Annotated in this window: 20 protein-coding genes; 8 read left to right on the top strand and 12 right to left on the bottom strand. The window is 70.0% G+C overall.

What is annotated here, in order from left to right:
• The first annotated feature begins 63 nt into the window (after positions 1 to 63).
• Positions 64 to 1275, top strand: coding sequence for a chromate efflux transporter (gene chrA / locus K9D25_RS19330; protein WP_244377469.1), 1212 nt, complete (start codon positions 64 to 66; stop codon positions 1273 to 1275).
• Between the two features lie 44 nt (positions 1276 to 1319).
• On the opposite strand, the gene K9D25_RS19335 is transcribed toward chrA, so the two are convergent.
• Positions 1320 to 2090 (bottom strand): SDR family NAD(P)-dependent oxidoreductase, encoded by a 771-nt coding sequence (locus K9D25_RS19335; RefSeq protein WP_244377471.1) that lies wholly within the window; start codon positions 2088 to 2090, stop codon positions 1320 to 1322.
• A 267-nt stretch (positions 2091 to 2357) separates the two neighbouring features.
• Between K9D25_RS19335 and K9D25_RS19340 the strand changes: the two genes are divergently transcribed.
• Positions 2358 to 3020 (top strand): protease inhibitor Inh/omp19 family protein, encoded by a 663-nt coding sequence (locus K9D25_RS19340; protein ID WP_244377473.1) that lies wholly within the window; start codon positions 2358 to 2360, stop codon positions 3018 to 3020.
• A 263-nt stretch (positions 3021 to 3283) separates the two neighbouring features.
• The gene (locus tag K9D25_RS19345) at positions 3284 to 3520 is read left to right on the top strand and encodes a transferase (protein ID WP_244377475.1); all 237 of its coding nucleotides are present in this window, start codon (positions 3284 to 3286) and stop codon (positions 3518 to 3520) included.
• Between the two features lie 19 nt (positions 3521 to 3539).
• On the opposite strand, the gene pssA is transcribed toward K9D25_RS19345, so the two are convergent.
• From pssA to K9D25_RS19365, 4 genes are all read right to left on the bottom strand, one after another.
• Positions 3540 to 4421 carry a CDP-diacylglycerol--serine O-phosphatidyltransferase gene (gene pssA / locus K9D25_RS19350; RefSeq protein ID WP_244377477.1) on the bottom strand — a complete coding sequence of 294 codons (882 nt, stop codon included), beginning with the start codon at positions 4419 to 4421 and terminating at the stop codon, positions 3540 to 3542.
• Between the two features lie 23 nt (positions 4422 to 4444).
• On the bottom strand, positions 4445 to 5143 hold the full coding sequence (locus tag K9D25_RS19355) for a phosphatidylserine decarboxylase (RefSeq protein ID WP_244377479.1): 699 nt from the start codon (positions 5141 to 5143) through the stop codon (positions 4445 to 4447).
• A gap of 136 nt (positions 5144 to 5279) precedes the next feature.
• The gene (locus tag K9D25_RS19360) at positions 5280 to 7196 is read right to left on the bottom strand and encodes an ABCB family ABC transporter ATP-binding protein/permease (protein ID WP_244377481.1); all 1917 of its coding nucleotides are present in this window, start codon (positions 7194 to 7196) and stop codon (positions 5280 to 5282) included.
• A gap of 79 nt (positions 7197 to 7275) precedes the next feature.
• The gene (locus K9D25_RS19365; protein ID WP_244377483.1) at positions 7276 to 7665 is read right to left on the bottom strand and encodes an ArsR/SmtB family transcription factor; all 390 of its coding nucleotides are present in this window, start codon (positions 7663 to 7665) and stop codon (positions 7276 to 7278) included.
• 160 nt (positions 7666 to 7825) lie between these two features.
• Here K9D25_RS19365 and K9D25_RS19370 point away from each other — a divergent pair, with 160 nt between their 5' ends.
• Positions 7826 to 8446, top strand: coding sequence for a TIGR00730 family Rossman fold protein (locus K9D25_RS19370; RefSeq protein WP_244450929.1), 621 nt, complete (start codon positions 7826 to 7828; stop codon positions 8444 to 8446).
• 31 nt (positions 8447 to 8477) lie between these two features.
• Here the strand turns inward: K9D25_RS19370 and K9D25_RS19375 are convergent, their stop codons facing one another.
• A complete protein-coding gene (locus tag K9D25_RS19375; RefSeq protein ID WP_432207959.1) occupies positions 8478 to 9005 on the bottom strand; it encodes a GNAT family N-acetyltransferase in 528 nt (175 codons plus the stop codon).
• Positions 8987 to 10375 (bottom strand): cysteine--tRNA ligase, encoded by a 1389-nt coding sequence (gene cysS, locus K9D25_RS19380; RefSeq protein WP_244377487.1) that lies wholly within the window; start codon positions 10373 to 10375, stop codon positions 8987 to 8989. The genes K9D25_RS19375 and cysS overlap by 19 nt, the downstream gene beginning before the upstream one ends.
• A 282-nt stretch (positions 10376 to 10657) precedes the next feature.
• Here cysS and K9D25_RS19385 point away from each other — a divergent pair, with 282 nt between their 5' ends.
• Entirely contained in the window at positions 10658 to 10990 is a 333-nt protein-coding gene (locus K9D25_RS19385) for a hypothetical protein (protein WP_244377489.1), read from the top strand.
• Between the two features lie 39 nt (positions 10991 to 11029).
• Here the strand turns inward: K9D25_RS19385 and K9D25_RS19390 are convergent, their stop codons facing one another.
• Positions 11030 to 11566 (bottom strand): CreA family protein, encoded by a 537-nt coding sequence (locus tag K9D25_RS19390; protein ID WP_244377491.1) that lies wholly within the window; start codon positions 11564 to 11566, stop codon positions 11030 to 11032.
• A 201-nt stretch (positions 11567 to 11767) separates the two neighbouring features.
• Here K9D25_RS19390 and K9D25_RS19395 point away from each other — a divergent pair, with 201 nt between their 5' ends.
• A complete protein-coding gene (locus K9D25_RS19395) occupies positions 11768 to 12796 on the top strand; it encodes a DUF2865 domain-containing protein (protein ID WP_244377493.1) in 1029 nt (342 codons plus the stop codon).
• 30 nt (positions 12797 to 12826) lie between these two features.
• Here the strand turns inward: K9D25_RS19395 and K9D25_RS19400 are convergent, their stop codons facing one another.
• Positions 12827 to 14188: a glutamate--tRNA ligase gene (locus K9D25_RS19400; RefSeq protein WP_244377495.1), complete on the bottom strand. Its 1362-nt coding sequence runs from the start codon at positions 14186 to 14188 to the stop codon at positions 12827 to 12829.
• Between the two features lie 148 nt (positions 14189 to 14336).
• Here K9D25_RS19400 and K9D25_RS19405 point away from each other — a divergent pair, with 148 nt between their 5' ends.
• Positions 14337 to 15257, top strand: coding sequence for an AEC family transporter (locus tag K9D25_RS19405; RefSeq protein ID WP_244377497.1), 921 nt, complete (start codon positions 14337 to 14339; stop codon positions 15255 to 15257).
• 15 nt (positions 15258 to 15272) lie between these two features.
• Here K9D25_RS19405 and K9D25_RS19410 read toward each other — a convergent pair whose 3' ends face one another.
• From K9D25_RS19410 to K9D25_RS19420, 3 genes are all read right to left on the bottom strand, one after another.
• Positions 15273 to 16646, bottom strand: coding sequence for a nitrilase-related carbon-nitrogen hydrolase (locus tag K9D25_RS19410; protein ID WP_244377499.1), 1374 nt, complete (start codon positions 16644 to 16646; stop codon positions 15273 to 15275).
• A gap of 66 nt (positions 16647 to 16712) precedes the next feature.
• Positions 16713 to 18710 carry a rhamnan synthesis F family protein gene (locus K9D25_RS19415; RefSeq protein WP_244377501.1) on the bottom strand — a complete coding sequence of 666 codons (1998 nt, stop codon included), beginning with the start codon at positions 18708 to 18710 and terminating at the stop codon, positions 16713 to 16715.
• A gap of 131 nt (positions 18711 to 18841) precedes the next feature.
• Positions 18842 to 19204, bottom strand: coding sequence for a winged helix-turn-helix transcriptional regulator (locus tag K9D25_RS19420; RefSeq protein ID WP_244377503.1), 363 nt, complete (start codon positions 19202 to 19204; stop codon positions 18842 to 18844).
• A 205-nt stretch (positions 19205 to 19409) separates the two neighbouring features.
• Here K9D25_RS19420 and K9D25_RS19425 point away from each other — a divergent pair, with 205 nt between their 5' ends.
• Positions 19410 to 20423, top strand: coding sequence for a zinc-binding alcohol dehydrogenase family protein (locus K9D25_RS19425; RefSeq protein WP_244377505.1), 1014 nt, complete (start codon positions 19410 to 19412; stop codon positions 20421 to 20423).

Consider the following 20423-nt stretch of genomic DNA (forward strand, 5'->3'; position numbering starts at 1 on the left):
CGGACCACCGGCGTCGTCAAAAATTCACATGCGGCGGGCGCGCGGGCGCGGTAAAGCCGCGCCATGAGCGAGACACCTGCCTCTACCCCCCATGAAGGAACGCCGCGCGAGGTGTTCCTCGCCTTTCTGCGCCTCGGCCTCACCTCCTTCGGCGGGCCGGTGGCGCATCTCGGCTTCTTCCGCGAGGATCTGGTGAAGCGGCGCCGCTGGCTGAGCGAGGAGAGCTATGCCAGCCTCGTCGCGCTCTGCCAGTTCCTGCCGGGCCCGGCCTCCAGCCAGGTCGGCATGGCGGTGGGGTTGATGCGCGCGGGGCCGCTGGGCATGGCGGCGGCGTGGGTGGCGTTCACCCTGCCCTCGGCCCTGCTGATGCTCGCCTTCGCCTATGGGGTCACGCATGCCGACAAGGCCGGCCTCGCGGGCGGCTGGCTCGCCGGGCTGAAGGTGGCGGCGGTGGCCATCGTCGCCGACGCGGTGCTGGGCATGGCGAAGAACCTGTGCCCCGACCGCACCCGCCGCAGCCTCGCCCTCGTGGCGGCGGCCGCGGCGGCGCTGGTGCCGGGGGCGCTCGGCCAGATCGGCATCATCGCCGGCGGCGCACTTATCGGCCTCGCCGTCATCCGGCTCGATGGGGTCGCCGTGACCGAGCCGGCGCGGCACCATCTGCCGGGCCGCATGGCCTCGCTCGCCGCCTTCGCGCTGTTCGCGCTGCTGCTCGTCGGCCTTCCCCTCCTCGCGCAAGCGACGGGCAATGCGGGAATCTCCCTGTTCGACACGCTCTACCGCGCCGGGGCGCTGGTGTTCGGCGGCGGCCATGTGGTGCTGCCGCTGATCGAGGCGGAACTGGTGAAGCCCGGCGGGCTGACGCGGGAGGTCTTTCTCGCCGGCTATGGCGCGGCGCAGGCGGTGCCGGGACCGCTGTTCTCCTTCGCCGCCTATGTCGGCGCCGTCATGCCGGTGCCACCCAACGGCATCGCCGGGGGGCTGCTGGCGCTGGTGGCGGTGTTCCTTCCCTCCGCTTTGCTGGTATATGGCGCACTGCGCTTCTGGACCCGCCTGTCGACCGACCGGCGCGTGCGCGACGCCCTTGCCGGCATCAATGCGGCGGTGGTCGGGCTGCTCGGCGCGGCGCTGTGGGACCCGGTGTTCACCTCCAGCGTCACCTCGGGCCGCGCCTTCGCGCTGGCCCTCCTCGCCTATCTCGCCCTGGCGCTGTGGCGGGTGCCGGCCTGGGCGGTGGTCGCCGGCGCCGCCCTTGGCGGCGCCATCCTTCTCTAAAAAGAACCGGCCGCCCTTGGCGGCGCCGTCCTGCTGCAAAGGCGTCAGCCGCGCGAGACTTTGAACGGGGCGAAGCTCTGGCAGGTGGCGAAGGCCTGGATACGGTTGATGTTGACCCGGCGCGGCAGGGTGGCGGCGAAGAACACCTGCTCGGCGATGTCCTCGGCCGTCATCGCCTCGGTGCCGGCATAGACGCTCTCCGACTTGGCGGCATCGCCATGGAAGCGCACCAGCGAAAACTCCGTCTCCACCATGCCGGGCTCGATATTGGTGACGCGCACGCCGGTGCCGGCGACATCGGAAATCAGGTTGAGCGCGAACTGCTTCACGAAGGCCTTGCTAGCGCCATAGGCGTTGCCGCCGGGATAGGGATAATCGCCGGCCACCGAGCCGGTGAACAGCACATGCCCCTCCTTCGCCTCCACCATGGCCGGCAGAGTGGCGCGGACGGTGTAGAGCATACCCTTGATATTGGTCTCCACCATGTCGTCCCAGTCCTTCAGGCTGGCGGCATGGGCCGGCTCCAGCCCCAGCGCCAGACCGGCATTGGCGAACACGACATTGAACGGGGCGAAGGCTTCCGGCACGCCGGCCAGCGCCGCGACCAGCGCGTCATTGTCGCGCACGTCGACTTCCAGCGGGTGGAAATGGCTGCCAAGTTCGTCGCGCAGGGCGATCAGCCGGTCGGCGCGGCGGCCAGTGCCGACGACGCGCGCGCCCGCCAGCGCGAAACGCCGGGCCGTGGCGGCGCCGATGCCGGAGGTCGCTCCGGTGACAAGGACACGCAGTGTGGCGGGATCCAGCATCTCATACATGGCGCAGCTCCTCTTCGCTGCAACGCACATAGACCAGTTCGAGGCAAAACTGAACGGCGCTGAAGGCCGGAACACCCGTGCGGTATCTTATTGCCTTGACCGTGCGCCGCGTTAAGCCTTCCTTGAGCATAACCGCGCCAAATGGCGCTCGGACGAAACCCTGCCCCGGTTGCGGGGCGTTAGGGTCACGCTGATGCCATCTTCCCCACCGAAACAGGGCCATCCTGTTTCTAAGTGGAGACGGGGCCGGCAGCAGGGATAATGCGCATGTCGCGCCCGACCCTGCCGCGTGTAAGTTGCAGAAGACGCCCGGCCACCGTGCCGGGCGAGGAGTACGAGTTGATGAAGTGCAGCGCCCTCGTCCTCACGTCCGCCACCGCCCTGCTTCTGGGCGGGTGCAGCACCGTGCTCGACGGGTTCGGCGACAAGGCGCCCAGTCCCGTCGAAACCAGCCAGATAACCCCCGCCCCGTCCGGCTCGGTAGAAAGTTCGCCCGTCGCGGCCCCCACCGGCTATGGCGCCTCGGCGGCCACCGCCGCCGCCGCCGTCACCCCCACCAGCCAGAGCTCCGCGACGCCGGTCGCGCTTGCCCCGCCGGCGGCCACCGCACCGGGCGGCGTCGCCTATGCCGAGCCGGGCGCGGCCCGCACCCAGCTCGCCGGCACCTGGAATTACAGCTGGGACGGCGGCCAGAAGCACTGCAAGGTCACGCTCTCGACCGATCGCGGCATGTCCGGCTTCGCCGCCACCGCGGATGTCGACTGCCCCAACGATATCTTCATGACCAAGGGCTGGGACGTGTGGGGCAGCGAGATCGTGCTGCAGAACCATGTCGGCAAGGTCACCGCCCGGCTGCAGCCCGCCGGCGCCGGCCAGTATGACGGTGTCGCCACCGGCGACGGCGCCAAGGTTACAATGAGCCGCGTCTGATCGCCCGCGCCCTGAAAGGGCGGCTCGGCGTACCGCCTCCCTCGACGTTCGAACCGGAAAGCCCCGCCGCAAGGCGGGGATAGGCTGACCCGCGTCTTCGTACTGTCTCGTATGGCGGGCAGGCTCACGGTGTGAGAGGGTGATCACACTCCCGCTCACATCACAGGGAACGCGGATTTAGTTCGTGCGTTTGGCGTCTGGCGCGCTCATCTTAAACATGAGCAAAGCCGATTGATTCGTGACGGCGATCGGAGGAAGTTGTGATGCTGCAGTCAGCGCGCGTGACAGTGACGGCTCCGACCCCCGCCCCGCTCCGCGCGGCCGAGCCCCGCCTTGCCTATGGCCGGCCCGACGCCGCAAGCGCGGCGCAGATGATGTCCCAGCATCTCGACCTCGCCCGCCCAGACTCGGACGCCGAAGCGCTGCGGCTGCTGCGGCAGGCCTTTCCCGCCGTGCCGCTCTCGGCCCGCGTCGAGGCGATGAAGGCCCGCGCCCGCTGAGCGGCGGGCGCTCAATCATCTAGTTCAGCGGCCCCGGCCGGTCTTCATGCGCCCCGCCTGCCAGCGGCGCAGCATGCAGCGCAGCGGCGTTGTCACGGGACCGATGCTGCTCATACTCGCGCGCCAGCTTGTTGTAGCGCATGACCGAGAAGGGCAGCGCCGCGAGATAGGCAACGCAGATCACCGAGAGCACCGCCCAGGGCCAGGTCACCAGCACCGCGACGAACAGCACCACGCAGACGAACAGCGGCAGCACCTTGTCGCGGGGAATGCGTGCGCCCAGCCGCTTGCCGGAATAGGCCGGCAGCTTCGAGACCATCAGCAGCGCCATCACCAGGCAGTAGAACGCCGCCACCGCCGGCGAGGCGACGAGGCGCGGCAGGCCGATCAGTTCGAGATAGACCGGCAGCAGCACGCAGATCGCCCCCGCCGGCGCGGGAATGCCGGTGAAGAAGTCCCCGGCGAAGGCCGGCTTGTTGGGGTCTTCCAGCATCACGTTGAAGCGGGCGAGACGGAGCGCGGCGCAGATGGCGAAGGCCAGCGCGGCGATCCAGCCGACCGAGCCCAGCGTCTCCAGCCCCCACATATACAGTACCAGCCCCGGCGCCACGCCGAAGCAGACGAAGTCGGAGAGGCTGTCCAGCTCCGCGCCGAAGCGCGACGTGCCCTGCAGCAGGCGCGCCAGCCTTCCGTCGAGTCCGTCCAGCACCGCCGCCAGCACGATGGCGCCGAGCGCCAGCTCCAGCCGTCCCTCGATCGCCATGCGGATGCCGGTGAGGCCGGCGCACAGCGCCAGCAGCGTCACCAGATTGGGCAGCAGCACGCGCAGCGGCACCGCCTGGAAACGGCGGCGCGGCGGCTCGGGGGCATTCGGCTCAAAAGGCGCAAAAGGATCGGCCATCGCACGCTCGCGGCTAGAGGAACTCAGTCGACGCGGAAGGTCGGCTCGGCACCGAGCGCCGCGCGGTCTGCCAGCACGGTCTCGCCGGCAATGGCGCGCTGGCCTTCGGCCACGGCGGGACGGGTGCCGAGCGGCAGATAGACATCGACGCGCGAGCCGAAGCGGATCAGCCCGAAGCGCTCGCCCGGCGCCAGCAGGTCGCCCTCGCGCACGAAGCTGACGATGCGGCGCGCCACCAGCCCGGCGATCTGCACCACGCCCACCGGCCCGATGGCGGTGTCGAGCACCATGCCGCTGCGCTCATTGTCCTCGCTCGCCTTGTCGAGATCGGCGTTGAGGAACTTGCCCGGGCGATAGGCGATGCGGGTGATGCGGCCGGCCAGCGGGGCGCGGTTCACATGCACGTCGAACACGTTCATGAAGATGCACACGCGCGGCAGCGGCATATCGCCAAGGCCGAGCTCGGCCGGCGGCACGGCCGGGCCGACGAGGCAGACGCGGCCATCAGCCGGGGAGACGACCAGCCCCTCGCGCACCGGCGTCACCCGCTCGGGATCGCGGAAGAAATAGCAGATCCAGGCGGTGATCAGCACGCAGATCCAGCCCAGCGGCGGGAACAGCCACAGGAACAGCAACGCCACGGCGGCGCCGATGAGGATGAAGGGGTAGCCCTCGCGGTGGACGGGGGCGAGACCGCTGCGGATCGAATCGAGGACGGACATCAACTGGCCTTTCTGCCCGGCGCCCCTGGGGCCTGCGCCGGGTCCTGCGGCGAGAGGTAGGGCCAGCCGGCCCGGCCGTCAAATGCCGGATGCGCGACATGGTTCCGCATCGGCACCCTCCGGCCGGCGCCCCGGCTCAGGCGAGCGCCGTGTCCGGCGCGTCCACCTCCTCCGCCTCGGCCTCTTTCAGCGTCTCGCGGGCGCGCTCGGCCTCGCGCTGGCGCTCCCACATGGAATGGTAGAGCCCGCCCCGGTCCATCAGTTCGCCATGGGTGCCGCGCTCGGCGATGCGGCCATGTTCCAGCACGATGATCTCGTCCGCCCCGACCACGGTGGAGAGGCGGTGCGCGATGACGAGCGTGGTGCGCCCGCGCGAGACCCGCTCCAGCGCGTCCTGGATCTCGCGCTCGGTGTGGCTGTCGAGCGCCGAGGTGGCCTCGTCGAGAATGAGGATCGGCGGGTCCTTCAGGATGGTGCGGGCGATGGCGACGCGTTGCTTCTCGCCGCCGGAGAGCTTCAGCCCGCGCTCGCCCACTTCCGTCGCATAGCCCTTGGGCGTGCGGCGCACGAAGCCGTCGATCTGCGCCAGTTCCGCCGCGCGCACCACCTCCTCTTCCGAGGCACCGGCGCGGCCATAGCGGATATTGTAGCCGAGCGTGTCGTTGAACAGCACCGTGTCCTGCGGCACCATGCCGATGGCGGCGCGCAGCGTCTGCTGCGACACCTCGCGAATGTCCTGCCCATCGATGAGGATGCGGCCGCCATTCACGTCGTAGAAGCGGTACAGCAGGCGGGAGATGGTCGACTTGCCCGCGCCCGACGGCCCGACAATGGCCACGGTGCGCCCGGCCGGCACCTCGAAGCTCACGCCCTTGAGGATTTCCCGGTCGGGATCGTAGGAGAAGCGCACCTCCTCGAACCGCACCGTGCCGCCGGCCAGCGCCAGCGCCGGCGCGCCGGGCCGGTCGCGGATTTCCGGCGAGCGGGCGAGGATGGCGAACATCGCCTCGATGTCGATCAGCGACTGCTTGATCTCGCGATAGATCATGCCGAGAAAGTTCAGCGGCTGGTAGAGCTGGATCATCATGGCGTTGACCATGACGAAGGACCCGACCGACTGCCGCCCGGCGCGGATGTCGAGCACGCACAGCACCATCACGGCGGTGAGGCCGAGGGTGAAGATCGCCGCCTGCCCGGCATTCAGCCAGGCCAGCGAGGTGTGGGTGGAAACGGTGGCGCGCTCATAGCGGGCCATGGAGCGGTCATAGCGCTCGGATTCCCATTTCTCCGCGCCGAAATACTTCACCGTCTCGTAATTGAGCAGGCTGTCCACCGCCTTGGCGTTGGCCTCGGTGTCGCTCTCGTTCATCGCCGCGCGGATGCCCATGCGGTACTCCGTCATCACGAAGGTGAAGACGGTGTAGCCGACGATCATGCCGAGGGTCGCCGCCACATAGCGCCAGTCGAACTGCCAGAACAGCACGCCGATCACCATCGCGAATTCGAGAATGGTGGGGCCGAGATGCAGCACCAGCATGCGCACAATGGTCTCAATGCCCTCGCGCGAGCGCTCCAGCACGCGGGTCAGGCCGCCGGTCTTGCGCTCCAGATGGAAGCGCAGGGACAGTGCGTGCATGTGCTGGAAGGTCTCCAGCGCCAGCCGCCGCACCGCGTGGATTGCCACTTTAGCGAACAAGCCGTCGCGCCACTGGGTGAGCCCGGCCATGACGATGCGCGAGAAGCCATAGGCCAGCGTCAGCATCAGCGGCCCGGCGACCAGCCAGGCGATGGCGTCGGTGGAGATGCGCGCGCCCTCGCCCTCCGCCACCGCGTCCGTCGCCCATTTGAAGAAGAAGGGCGTGGACAGGGTGGCGATCTTGGCGAGCACCAGCAGCAACAGGCCCCAGACGACGCGGGCGCGCAGATCGGCGCGGTCGGCGGGCCAGAGATAGGGCCACAGCCCCTTGAGCGCGATCAGCAGGCTGCCGCGCGGATGGATCTCGGAGGCTTTGGACGGGCGGGCGACGGCGGGGACGCCCTGGGCAGCGGACATGCGGAATTCCGTTCTTCTCAAGCGCGGGCGGCGGCGGCCCGTGCGGGTCAGTCGTCGTCCAGATGGTGACGCGGCGCGCTCAGGCCAGAGCGCCGTCGCGCGGATCAGGGTTGCCGGGCGCGTCGGTCTCGCCGAATGCCGTGGTCGCTTCCGCCGGGGCCGCGAGCCGCGCCAGCAGCGGCAGCAGATCGTCGGCCAGCGCCTGCACCGTGGCGCGGTCGAGGCAGTAGCAGGAGCGCGGCCCTTCGATGGTGCCGGTGATCAGCCCGGCCTCCTTCAGCACCTTGAGATGCTGGGAGACGGTGGATTGGGCCAAAGTGAGCCCGCGCACGATCTGCCCGCACTGGCAGCGCCCGGTCTGCGCCAGCGCCCGGACGATGGCCAGCCGCGCCGGATGCGCCAGCGCGCGCAGGCGCAGCGCCAGCACCTCGTCCGCCTCGGTCGGCACCTCATGAATGTTCATGGCCATCGTCTATCGTCGATTGACGATGATTTCAAGACAACCCTGTCGGAAGAGACGCTGCGCCCAAGAGAGCAAGCGCTGACGGCCTTGCCATTTGCACCGGGCGGCTGGCAATGCCATGTGAGGAAGACAAGACCGCTTGAACCCGCTCGTGCTGCAGTGCACCATGGTGGCTATGACAAAGATTAAGAGCATTTGCGTCTATTGCGGCGCGGCCACCGGGGCCGATGCCGTCTATCTCGACACCGCGATCGCCCTCGGGCGCCTGCTTGCCGCCGAGGGCATCCGCCTCGTCTATGGCGGGGGCGGCGTCGGCCTGATGGGCGCCACCGCCCGCGCCTGCGCGGAAGCCGGCGGGCGGGTGACCGGCATCATCCCGGATTTCCTGATCGGCAAGGAGCAGGCCTTCGACCATGCCCACGAACTGATCGTCACCAAGGACATGCATGAGCGCAAGCGGCTGATGTTCGAGCGGGCGGACGCCTTCATCGCCCTGCCCGGCGGCATCGGCACGCTGGAAGAGCTGATCGAACAGCTCACCTGGGTGCAGCTCAACCGCCACGCCAAGCCGGTGATGGTGCTGAACGTCGCCAATTTCTGGGACCCGCTGCTCACCCTGCTCGACCACATGCAGGCCACCGGCTTCGTCAATGTCGCCCGGCCGGTCAAGCTGCTGGTGGCGCATAATGTGCGCGCGGTGCTGCCGAAGCTGCACGGCGCCGTCGCCCATCTCGGCGAGGGCGAGCTGCACGGCGCGGCCGAGGAGCGCGTGCTCGACCGGATGTGAGCGGGCGGGGCGGCGGGCTTGCCCGCCCCCCTCAGTGCACCGGGCCTTCCGGCGCCGCCAGCAGCTTTTCCATCGTCGTATTGGCCAGCCACACCCCGCCGAGCGAGAGCGTATTGCGCTGTTTGGGCTGGAAGCCGCGCTTGCTGAAGAAGTCGAGCGCGGTGTCGCTGGCGTCGACCGTGAGGCTTTTCGCCCCGCGCGCGCCGGCCAGCCGCTCGATGGCGTCATAGAGCAGCGCGCCGACGCCCTCCCCCGCCACATCAGGCCGGACATAGAGCATGTCGACGAGCTTGTTGTCGGCCAGCGCGATGAAGCCCACCGGCTCGCCGTCGCGGGTGGCGACGAGGGTGAGGTGGTCCTTCAGCCGCGCCGCCAGCGCCTCCACGTCGGACGCCGCCGCCGCCCAGGCTTCCTGCTGGTCGCTGTCGTAATCCTCGCCCGTCAGTTCGAGGATCGCCGCCTCGGCGATGGCGGCGAGCACCGGCAGGTCGCCCGGCAGCGCCGGGCGAAGCGCGGCGGCGGGGGGCCGGTTGGCGCCGCTCACCGCTTCGGCTCCCAGCTCGTGGTGCCGTCCTTGTTGTCCTTCAGCGCCACGCCGAGCGCCAGAAGCTCGTCGCGGATGCGGTCGGACGCCGCCCAGTCGCGGTTCTGCCGGGCGACGATGCGCTCGGCGATGCGCGCTTCCACCTCTTCCGGCGCAATGGCCAGCGCCGGCACGCGGGCCGCCGCCCACGCTTCCAACGGGCCGGGCTCGAAGCCGAGAAAGGCCAGCGTGCCCGCCAGCGCCTTCTTGCCGGCATGGTCGCGCAGCGCGTGCATCTCGGCGATCGCCTTGGGCGTGTTGAGATCGTCCGCCAGCGCCTCCAGCACCGCAGGCGCCGGGCGCGGATAGGCGTCGGGCGCGGCGGCGTCGAACCACTGCTCCAGCGTCTTGGCGCTCTCCTCCAGCCCCTTCACCGTCCAGTCGATCGGCTGGCGGTAATGGGTCTTCAGCATGTTGAGCCGCAGCACCGGGCCGGGCCAATCGGCGAGCAGCTGTCGGATGGTGATGAAGTTGCCGAGCGATTTCGACATCTTCTCGCCTTCCACCTGCAGGAAGCCGTTATGCATCCACACCTTGGCCATCAGCCCGGAATGGAAGGCGCAGCGCGACTGCGCCACCTCGTTCTCATGGTGCGGGAAGACGAGATCGATGCCGCCGCCATGAATGTCGAAGGTCTCGCCGAGATGCTTCCAGCTCATGGCCGAGCACTCGATGTGCCAGCCCGGCCGGCCGGGGACCGAAATGCCCGCCGGCGAGGGCCAGCCCGGTTCGCCCGGCTTGGAAGGCTTCCACAGCACGAAGTCCATCGCGTCCTGCTTATAGGGCGCTACATCCACCCGCGCGCCGGCGAGCATGTCGTCCAGCGGCCGGTTGGAGAGCTTGCCGTAATCGGGCATGGACGGCACCGAGAACAGCACATGGTCCTCGGCGACATAGGCATGGCCGGAGGCCACCAGCCTCTCGATCAGCTGGCGCATCTCGGCGATGTGCTCGGTCGCGCGCGGCTCTACATCGGGGTGCAGCACGCCGAGCGCTTCGAGGTCGTCATGGAACTGCGCCTCGGTGGTGAACGTTACCTTGGCGATCGCCTCATTGAGGTCGAGCCCGGGATGTTCCGCCGCCGCGCGCGCGTTGATCTTGTCGTCCACGTCGGTGATGTTGCGCACATATTTGACGTGGTCGGCGCCATAGAGGTGGCGCAGCAGCCGGTAGAGCAGATCGAACACGATCACCGGGCGCGCATTGCCGATATGGGCGAAGTCGTAGACCGTCGGACCACAGACATACATGCGCACCTTGGCGGGATCGAGAGGCGTGAAAACCTCCTTGGTCCGCGAGAGCGTGTTGTAGAGCTTCAGCTCGGGAAGCGCCTGTATGCCCGACATGAGTGTGCCTTCTCGATCCTGCCGCGCGAGGTAAGGCGCGGCGTGGCGTCTGTCGTCCGTTTGGCCCGCCGCGTCAAGCCGAGCCGGCGACGACGCCCCCCGTGGCGCGGTTTTCCGCAACGTGCGCTGCGGTCGCCCGGCCGCTGTTGACGCAGCGAGAAGGCGGGGTTATCCCCCGGCCACGACGATGGCGGTGCGAAATTTTAAGGGTCGGTTCAAACCTTTTCGCCACATTCACGTTGTCGGACCGCCACCTTGTCGCCACCAGTGAACGCACCTGCCATGAACGCGATGCCGCGCCTGCGCCTGTCCCTGCTCGCCCTCTCTCTGATGCTGGCCCCCGGCCTCGCCCAGGCGGACGAGAACACCGGAATCTTCAGCGTCGATCTTTCCGACGGCTATGGCATCGACACCTGCATCGCCTCGGGCGCGAGCTGCGGCCAGGCGATGGCGGATGCGTGGTGCCGGGTGCACGGCTTCACCCGCGCCACCAGCTTCGGCGTGGCCCGCTCGGACGTGCAGGCCAGCCTCGGCGAGGTCGCCGCGCCCGTGCGCACCGCCGCCTGCGAAGGCAGCGCCTGCCAGGGCGCCGTCGCCATCACCTGCGCGCGCTGACGCCGCCGGGCGTGCCGCAGCGGGCGCGCCCTCCTTATCTCAGCTGAGAAAATCCGCGCATCTGGGCGCCTCATTGGTCGCGCCCCACGGCATGATGGGGACGGTCGAGGTCGAGTTCTTAGGGCTGCCCTCGATCAGCTTGTCGGAATAGACGAGATAGACCAGCACATTGCGCTTGGTGTCGCAGCCGCGCACGATCTGCATCTTCTTGAAGATCAGCGAGCGGCTCTCGCGATAGACCACATCGCCCTGCTCGAACTTGCGCTTGAAGCTGATCGGGCCGATCTGCCGGCAGGCGATGGAAATGTCCGACACCTCCTCTGCCACCCCGAGCATGCCCTTCACCCCGCCGCGCTCGGGCACGGTGTAGTGGCAGGCGACGCCATCGACCACGGGATCGTCGATGCCATAGGTCGCGAGCTTGTCGTCGGGGGTGAGGAACTTCCACACGGTCGACTTGCGGAAGATCAGGTCCGGCTCCTGCGCCTGTACGGGCGCGACGGCGAGGCCGGCGGCCAGCGCCAGGGCGGCAAGGGCAGCGCTGCGGAAGACGGAAAGGCGGGGGGCGCGGATCATGCGGATGTGAACTCCGGTCGGAACGCCCCGCATATGGGGAGGCCCGGCCCGCGCGCAACGGCTCTCCCCGGCGCGGCCAGCGTGGCCGCCTGCGGCAAAACGGGTTCAAACTTTCGACAAGCTTGCCATGCTCATTGCACCCTTCGCCCGATTCCGGCACACCCTCTCCCGTCCGCCATCGCGATTGCAGTCCCCTTGATGATGTTCCGCCGTCCCCGCTTCGCCGTCCGCCTCCTCGTCGCCGCGGCCCTCATGGCTCCGGCCGGCCTCGCGGTCGCGCAGAACTATCCGCCCGGCAGCGTCGGCGGGGGCTATGACGGCGGCGGTGGCTATGATGGCGGCGACCGCTCGACCTGCATCCGGCTGGAAGGCCAGCTCGCCGGGCTCGATCGCGGCCAGGGTGGCGGCCAGCCCGATTACGGCGCCGCCATCGCCCAGCAGCAGCAGGACATCGCCAACCTGTCCGCGCAGGTCCGCCAGCTCGGCTGCGACAAGCGCGGCTTCCTCATTTTCCAGCCGCAGCTGCCGCCCCAGTGCGAATCGCTCAACCGGCGCCTCACCCAGGCCCGCTCGACGCTCGACCGCACCATGATGCAGGCGCGCGGCCAGCAGAGCGGCAATGACGAGCAGCGCCGCCAGCTCATCTACGCCCTCGCCCAGAACAATTGCGGCCCGCAATATCAGGCCGCGCTCGGCCAGGGTGGCGGCGGCGGTGGAAACTACGGCAACGCCAATCGCCGCCCGCGCAATTTCATCGAGCAGCTGTTCGGCGTGCCGGCGGAAGAAACCGGCCCGCTCGACGTGCAACCGCTGGAAATGCCGAAGGTCTCGACCTACCGCACCGTGTGCGTGCGGACCTGCGACGGCTTCTTCTTCCCGATATCCTTTGCCGCCACCCCGGCCAAGTTCGGCTCGGACGAGGCGCAGTGCCAGCGCCAGTGCCCCGGCACCGAGGCGCGGCTGTTCGCCTATCGCAACCCCGGCGAGGACATCAACCAGGCGGTCGGCATCAACGGCCAGCCCTATATGTCGCTGCCCACCGCGCTGCTGTTCAAGAAGGAATATGTCGCCGCCTGCTCCTGCCGCCCCGCCGGGATGAGCTGGGCGCAGGCGCTGTCCGGCGCGGACGATCCGACCTTGCGCAAGGGCGACATCGTCGTGACCGAGGATGCCTCGCGCGAAATGTCCCAGCCGCGCCCGGCCGCCCCGCCCGCGACCAAGAAGCCCTGATAGCCGGCCACCGCCCCCCGGTGTACCGGCCTAGGCGCTCTCGCCCCGCAGCCGCGCCGCCGCCTTGTCGCGGCCGATCAGCGGCAGCAGCGCCTTCATTTCCGGCCCGCTCTCGCGCCCGGTGAGGGCGAGGCGCAGCGGGTGGAACAGCGCCCGCCCCGTGCGCCCGCTCGCCGGCTTCAGCGCCGCGATCCAGCGCGGATAGACATCTCCGCCCCATTCCTCCGGCAGCAGCGCCGCCGCCTGAATGAGGAAATCGGCATCCTCCGGGGCTGTCACCGGCGCCAGCGGCCCCTCGACCACGCGCCACCAGTCGGCGGCCTCCGCGAGGCGGGCGAGATTGCCGCGCACCGCCCGCCAGAAGGCCTCGCCGCCGCCGACGCCGAGTGCCGCCAGCCGGTCGGCCACGGCCTCGAACGGCAGATGGTGCAACGTCGCGGCGGTGAGCGCGGAAAGCTCGGTCGGGTCGAAGCGCGCCGGAGCGCGGGAAATCTTGGCGAAGTCGATCTTGCCCGCCAGCGCCTCCAGCGAGGCCACCGGCTCCACCGCCAGCGAGGTGCCGGTGAGCACGGCGAGGCTCGCCACGGCGAGGGCCTCCTCGCCCTCCTCGCGCAGCGCCCGCAGCGAGAGATGGCCCAGCCGCTTGGAAAGCCCCTCCCCGCTCGGCAGGACGAGCAGATTGTGGTGACCGAAGCGCGGCACAAACCCGCCCAGCGCCTCGATGATCTCGATCTGCACACCGGTATTGGTCACGTGGTCCTCGCCGCGCACCACATGGGTCACGCCCATGTCGATATCGTCGACCACCGAGGTCAGCGTGTAGAGATAGGACCCGTCCTCGCGCACCAGCACGGGGTCGGAAAGGGTGGCGGTGTCGACGCCCTGCCGCCCGCGCACCAGATCGTCCCACACCACCTGCCGGCCATCGAGGCGGAAGCGCCAATGCGGGCGGCGGCCCTCGGCCTCGCGCGCGGCGCGGTCGGCGTCGGTGAGCTTCAGCGCCGCGCGGTCATAGACCGGCGGCAGCCCGCGCCGGCGCCGCGACTGGCGCATCGCCTCCAGTTCTTCCTCGCTCTCATAGGCGGGGTAGAGCCGGCCCTGCGCCTTCAGCCGCGCCACCGCCTCGTCATAGCGCGCGAGCCGCCGCGACTGGTGCTCCACCCGGTCCGGGGAAAGACCTAGCCAGGCGACATCCTGCGCGATCGCCTCGGCGAATTCCGCCGTCGAACGGGCGGTATCGGTATCGTCATAGCGCAGGATGAAGGTCCCGCCCCATTGCCGCGCATAGAGGGCGTTGTACAGCGCCGTCCGGGCGTTGCCGACATGCAGCAGGCCGGTGGGCGAAGGCGCGAAGCGCAGGACGGGCGGGGTGTGGGGAGCGGTCTGGGACATGGCGTCTTATCGCCGAGGACGGCCCCCCGGAGCAAGCACTCGGGCCGGCGCGCAGCGCCCCACAGCTTTACCTCAGCTGCCGCAAATGAGAGATACGGTGGTCGACAATATGCATGAGGCGCTGCGGCGCGGATTAGTGGAGTTTCGCGTGACCCCGATCATCCAGGATATCTTCTCCATCTTCTTCGTTCTCGCTCTTGGATATGTCGCGGGAAAACGCTCCAGCTTCGATCAGGCCCAGGCGTCCGGCTTCAATCATCTGGTACTCACCTACTGCCTGCCCGCGCTGCTCTTCGTCTCCATCGCCAATTCCTCGCGCGGGGCGCTGTTCTCCGACACGCGGCTGCTGTCGATCTCCGTAATCGTGCTGCTGTTCTGGTACTTCGTCGCCTTTGCCGGGGCGCTGCTCGTTTTCGGTCATGACCGGCGCGAAGCGGGCATCGCCGGCCTCAGTGCCGGCGCACCGACCGTCGGCTTTCTCGGCATGGCGGTGCTCTCGCCGCTGTTCGGCGGCACGGCGGCGCTCAGCGTCGCCATCGTCGCGCTGGTGGTGAACGTTATTCTCGTGCCGCTCGGCATGTTCTTCGTCGCGCCCAAGGGCACCAAGCCGGCGGCGGCATTGATCAAGGCGGCGAAGGAGCCGGTGGTGCTGGCGCCGATGATCGCCGTAGCGCTGGTGCTGGCCGGCGTACGCATGCCCGAGTTCTTCCAGGCGCCGCTGGCGCTGATCGGCCACGCCACCTCAGGCGTCGCCGTCTTTGCCGCCGGGCTGGTGCTGTCGGCGCACAAGTTCCAGCTCAATACGGAAGTGCTGTGGAATTCGCTGGTCAAGGTCGGGCTGATGCCGGCCTCGATGCTGGCCCTTGCGGTGATGACGGGTGTCAGCCCCACCCATCTCGAACAGGTGGTGCTGCTGGCCGCGCTGCCGCCGGCCTTCTCCGGCATCGTCATCGCCGGGCGCGAGCAGACCTATGTCGGCCTCGCATCCTCGACGCTGATCGTCAGCGTGATCGGCTTCGCCGTCGCCGCGCCGCTATGGACCGCGCTGGCGCGCCATTTCGCGGGGTGAGCGGGGTCCGCGCGATCAGGCCGAGGGCGGGCCGTCCGCCCCCGCCGGTTCCGCGTCGGTCGCGGCAAGCAGCCGCGCCGGAATAACCGGCCCCTCCGGGCCGAGCGCCCCGGCCGGCTTCCAGCGGTTGCGCAGCGCCGCAAGGGCATGCCGCCGGGTGGCGTCAAACTGGCTCAGGGCGCCGCCGTGCGTCACCACGCGCGCGCCGAGCCGGTCCGCCAGAGCGGTGAGCAGCGCGCCGCCCACGCCGGACGCCAGCGCGGCGGCCGCATCCGCCTCGGCGGGGCCGACGAGCGGCGTCAGCAACGCCTCCAGCGCTGCCACCGCCGGGTCGAGCGGCACGCGGTCGACGCGTACGCCCAGCGCCCCGGCGAGGGCCGCCGCGTCCGTGAAGGCTTCCGCCGAGGGGGCGTCAGACGACAGCGCCACCGCGCGCACCCGCTCCGGCCCCAGCGCGTCCACCGCCGTCACCAGCGCCAGCGCGGAAGCGAGATCGGCGGACAGGGCCAGCACCGCCCCGCGCACGCCGCTCTTTTCCACGCGGTCGCGAAGGCTCAGCACGCCGGCGGCATAATCCGCCTCGTCGCCGGCCAGCAGCGGGGCCCGCGCGCCCTCCTCGCAGCGCCAGCCATCGGCCCAGCGCTCCCAGCGGGTGATGCGCACCCGCTCCTGGAAGTTCGGCAGTTGCACCGCCAGCGCGCGGTCGGCATTGAGCACGAAGGAGCTGCCGTCGAACACGACCTCACCCTGCCCGCCCAGCCCATTGACGAAGGCCAGCGGCAGCCCGCTTTCCACCACCCGCGCCACGACGCGGTTCAGCCGCGCGTCCTGCGCGTCGCGTTGATAAGCTGAGGCGCTCGGCACCAGCAGGATTTCCGCGCCCGTCTCCATCAGGCATTCGGCCACGTCGGGTGCGGCGATGTCGTCGCCCACCGGCACGCCGAGCCGCACGCCGCGAAACGCCATCGGCCCCGGCATCGGGCCGGGGGTGAACACGCACCGTTCAGCGCCGCCCTCAGGCAGTTCCACCTTGAAGCGGCTCGCCGCCACCGCGCCGCCTTCGAGCAGCAGAGCGGCATTGTACAGCCGGCCGCCCTCGTCCCACGGCGCGCCGATCAGCAGCGCCGGCCCGTCCTCGCCGGTCTCGCGGGCCAGTTCCTCCACCGCGCGCCGGCAGGCGGCGATGAGGTCCGGCGCGCGGTCCCTGGGCAGGCCGCCGGAAAGGAACAGTTCGGGGAACACCAGCAACTCGGCCCCCTGCCCGCCCGCTAAGGCCCGCGCCTCGCGCACGCGCCGCACATTGCCGGCGATATCGCCGGCCACGGGGTTGAGCTGGGCAATCGCAATGAGCAACTGGTCGGCGGGCGCGGAGGAGAGCGTGCTGGACATGCGGCGTGATGTAGCCTTCCCCTGCGACGGCGGCAATTGCCGCCAGCCGCGCCGCGTTTCCGCGCGTCAGTCCCAGTCCGTACCCGGCACCCGCACCGCAGCCGTGGTGTAGCCGGCCTTGCGCACGGCCATGGGCAGCAGCCGCTCCAGCCCGTGCATCAGCGTGCCGTCATCGGGAATCGGCTCGGCGGGATAGTCCGCCCAGTCGAGGCCGAGCGCGAGATAGGGCGCCAGCGCCGCCGGGCGGATGGCGAACATGTTGCCGACGGGAAAATCGACATAGGTGCCGGGCGGCTCGGTGAGCCCCAGATCCGCGCGCAGTTCCTCGGCGATGCGGCCATTGCGCGCCCAGTCGAGCAGATGCGTGTCCTCGGGATAGACGAGGCCGACCCTCGGCTGCGCTTCCATATGGGCGAGCACGGCGTCGAGCATCGGGTGCGCGCCGCCGATCAGGTTCTCCCACAGGAAGTTCCGCCACGGGTCGCCGATGGCCCGGCGACGGCCCTTGGTCTTCTTGCCATGGACATGCAGGAACACATCATAGCCGCCGCCCGCCAGCGCATCGCGCAGGGCGGTGAGGAATGGCCCGACATCGCGCCCGAGATTGGGCACCACGTCGATCCGCACCGGCCCGGGATAGATGGCCGTCAGCGCCCTCAGCTCCGCCGCCTTGGCCGGCGTGTCTGTCGTGAGGAACAGGTCGGGACGCGCGGCATTCACCGCGATGCGCTCCAGCAGTTCCGGCAGCAGGTCGGGATAGAAGAAATGCCCATGCAGCGCGCTTCTCAGCCCGCTCGCGCGCGGTGCCGGCAGCGGCCCGAAGACGGGAATCGCCCACGGCCCCGGCGGGCGCCCGCGCTCGATCCAGTGCGCGAGCGGGTAGCGCCGCTGGTCGAAGCAGGCGACCGGGTGATGCTCGGCATAGATCAGCGGGTGGAAGCCGGAATAGGGCCGGCGCAGCGGCGGGCGATTGGGGTGACGCTTCAACAGCGCCTTGCGCCGCCAGTCGGCGATCCGCGCTTCCAGCTTCTCCACCACGGTGAAATCGCCCGGCGGGTCATTCTCGCGCGGAATGTCGAGCACTTCCAGCCGCTCCGGCTCGGCCGCCAGCACCAGCGCCACTTCCCGGTCCAGCTCCTCGCCGATCTCGCGGCCGATGGCGACGACCTCGGCAGCGCCGGTTCCCAGCGGGTCTTCGGCCGCCACCAGCCGCCGCCTTGCGGCGAAGCGCGGCATCGCCGCCAGCGCCGCCTCGCGCGCGGCCGGCGCGGGAAACACCAGCGCGCTCGCCCGGTCCAGCGCCAGTTCCAGAGCCGGGCCGAGCGCGGGATCGAGCACGAGGTCCTGCGCGAGCGGCCCGGCCGTCTCGCTCTCGGCAGCGCCGATCACCGCGACGACCGGAATGTTGCGCTGTTCCAGCGCGTCGGCGGCGTCGATGGTGGAAAGCCCCACGGTGACCGCGAAGAGCGGTCGCTCGGCGCGGGCGCGGTAGGCCAGCGCGTCGAGCGTCACCGCGCGCGGCACGCGGGAGCGGGCAATCGCCACCGGCACCTCGACCACCCCGCTGTCGCCGCTGTCCCCGCCGCCATCCAGCACGGCGACCACGACGGCGTAATCCCGCGCCAGCGCGCGCAGCAGCGGCGCGGCGGGGGTGGCGCTGCTCTCGACCACCACCAGCACGGTGCGTCGCCCGGCGACGGGCGGGGGAAAGGCGAAACCGGCGGCGAGCGGGGCCAGCGTCGCATCGGCCTGGGTCAGCCAGCCGGCGAAGGGGCGGCGCGGCCGGCCGGGCTCCTTGAAGATCACGCCTTCCAGCCCGGGGCGCGGGCGCTGATAGGCATCGAACAGCAGGGCGCGCAGGAAGGCGCGCGGGCGCCCCTCGGCGTCGAACAGCAGTTGGCCGAGCCACCGGCCGGTCTTCTGGGTGTGCGCGGTGATCGCGCGCCGCAGCGGGCTTCGCTGCTTGGGCATGTAGTAGCGCGCGCGCTTGGCCGGACGGTCTTTGGAAGGACCATCGGTCGCCGGCAGGGCCTGTTCCGGCAGGGAAGACTCGGGACGGGTCATGACACTCCGGCGGGCAGATGCGACGAGGCGAAGAGGGCGGTGGATTTTCCCGGCAGGAAACCCGACGCCGCCCGGCGCTTGCCGGTTTCTAAAGAGCGCGGCCGGCGAAGGCCAGACCCTTGGCACCAAACTCACTCGGCGGCGACCGCCAGCGTGCCGCCCATGGCCCCGCGCCGCCGGCTGCCCCAGCGGTGCAGCGCCAGAATGGCGGGACGCAGGCCCTCCCCCGCCTCGGTGAGGCGATAGCCGACCTGCGGCGGAACGGTGGGATAGACCGTACGGGCGATTACCCCGTCCGCCTCCAGCTCGCGCAAGGCCTTGGCGAGGATGCGCGGCGTGACATTGGGCATGCGCCGGCCGAGTTCGGCGAACCGCACCTCGCCGGACAGCAGATGATAGACGATGCCGCCCTTCCATTTGGCGCCGATGATCTCCAGCGCCGCCTCCACCGGGCAGCCCTCGCCGCACGCATAATCCTGATGCCGCTTCGCCATCGTCCGTCTCCGCTCCGGGCGCGCCAAATCTAGGATTACGAGCGCGCGGGGGAAAGGGCGTATCCTTTTCGATAGCAGCCGACATTCTCGTGCGTTCTTGCGCCCGGCGCGCGCATCGCGACATCTGGGGACAGATCGTCACCCCACGCGCCACACCACGTGCCACACCACGTGCCCCTTGGCGGCGCGACGCAGGAGAATTCTGATGAAGGCCATCGGCTACACCACCTCGCTTCCCATCACCGAGGCGCAGGCCCTGTTCGATTGCGAGACCGCCGCCCCGACGCCCGGCCCGCGCGACCTGCTGGTGCGGGTGAAGGCGGTTTCGGTGAATCCCGTCGACACCAAGGTGCGGAGGCGCCGGGCGGGCAGCGCGGAGGCGCCGGTCATCCTCGGCTGGGACGCCGCCGGCATCGTCGAGGCCGTCGGCAGCGAGGTCACACTGTTCAAGGCTGGCGACGCGGTGTTCTACGCCGGCGACCTCAACCGCCCCGGCACCAATGCCGAGCTTCACCTCGTCGATGAGCGCCTCGTCGGGCCGAAGCCCGCCTCGCTCGGCTTCGCCGAGGCCGCCGCCCTGCCGCTCACCGCGCTCACGGCGTGGGAAGGGCTGTTCGACCGGCTTCAGGTGCCGATGGACGGGGGAGAGGGCGCCAGCCTGCTCGTCGTCGGCGCCGCCGGCGGCGTCGGCTCCATGGTGGTGCAGCTCGCCCGCCAGCTTTCCCGCCTCACCGTCATCGGCACGGCGTCGCGGCCGGAAAGCCGCGCCTGGGTGGAGCGGCTCGGCGCCCATGCGGTGATCGACCATTCCCGCCCGCTCAGCGAGGAGATCGCGGCCGCCGGGCTGGGGCCGATCGACTACACCTATTCGCTGACCCAGACCGACCGGCACTGGAGCGAGATCGTCAAGGCCGCGCGTCCGCAGGGCCGCATCGCTCTCATCGACGACCCGGTCAGCCTCGACGCCCTGCCGCTCAAGGCGAAGAGCCTGTCGCTGCACTGGGAACTGATGTTCACCCGCTCGCTGTTCGCCACCCCCGACATGATCCGCCAGCACGAGATCCTTGCCGAGGTGTCGCGCCTCGTCGATGCCGGCACGCTGATCGCCACGGCCGGCGCCGCGTTCGGCACGATCAATGCGGAAAATCTCAAGCGCGCCCATGCCGCCATCGAGAGCGGAACGACCATCGGCAAGATCGTGCTGGAAGGCTGGGACTGA

Origin of the sequence: Ancylobacter polymorphus, from assembly GCF_022836935.1 — a bacterium.
GTDB lineage: Bacteria > Pseudomonadota > Alphaproteobacteria > Rhizobiales > Xanthobacteraceae > Ancylobacter > Ancylobacter polymorphus_A.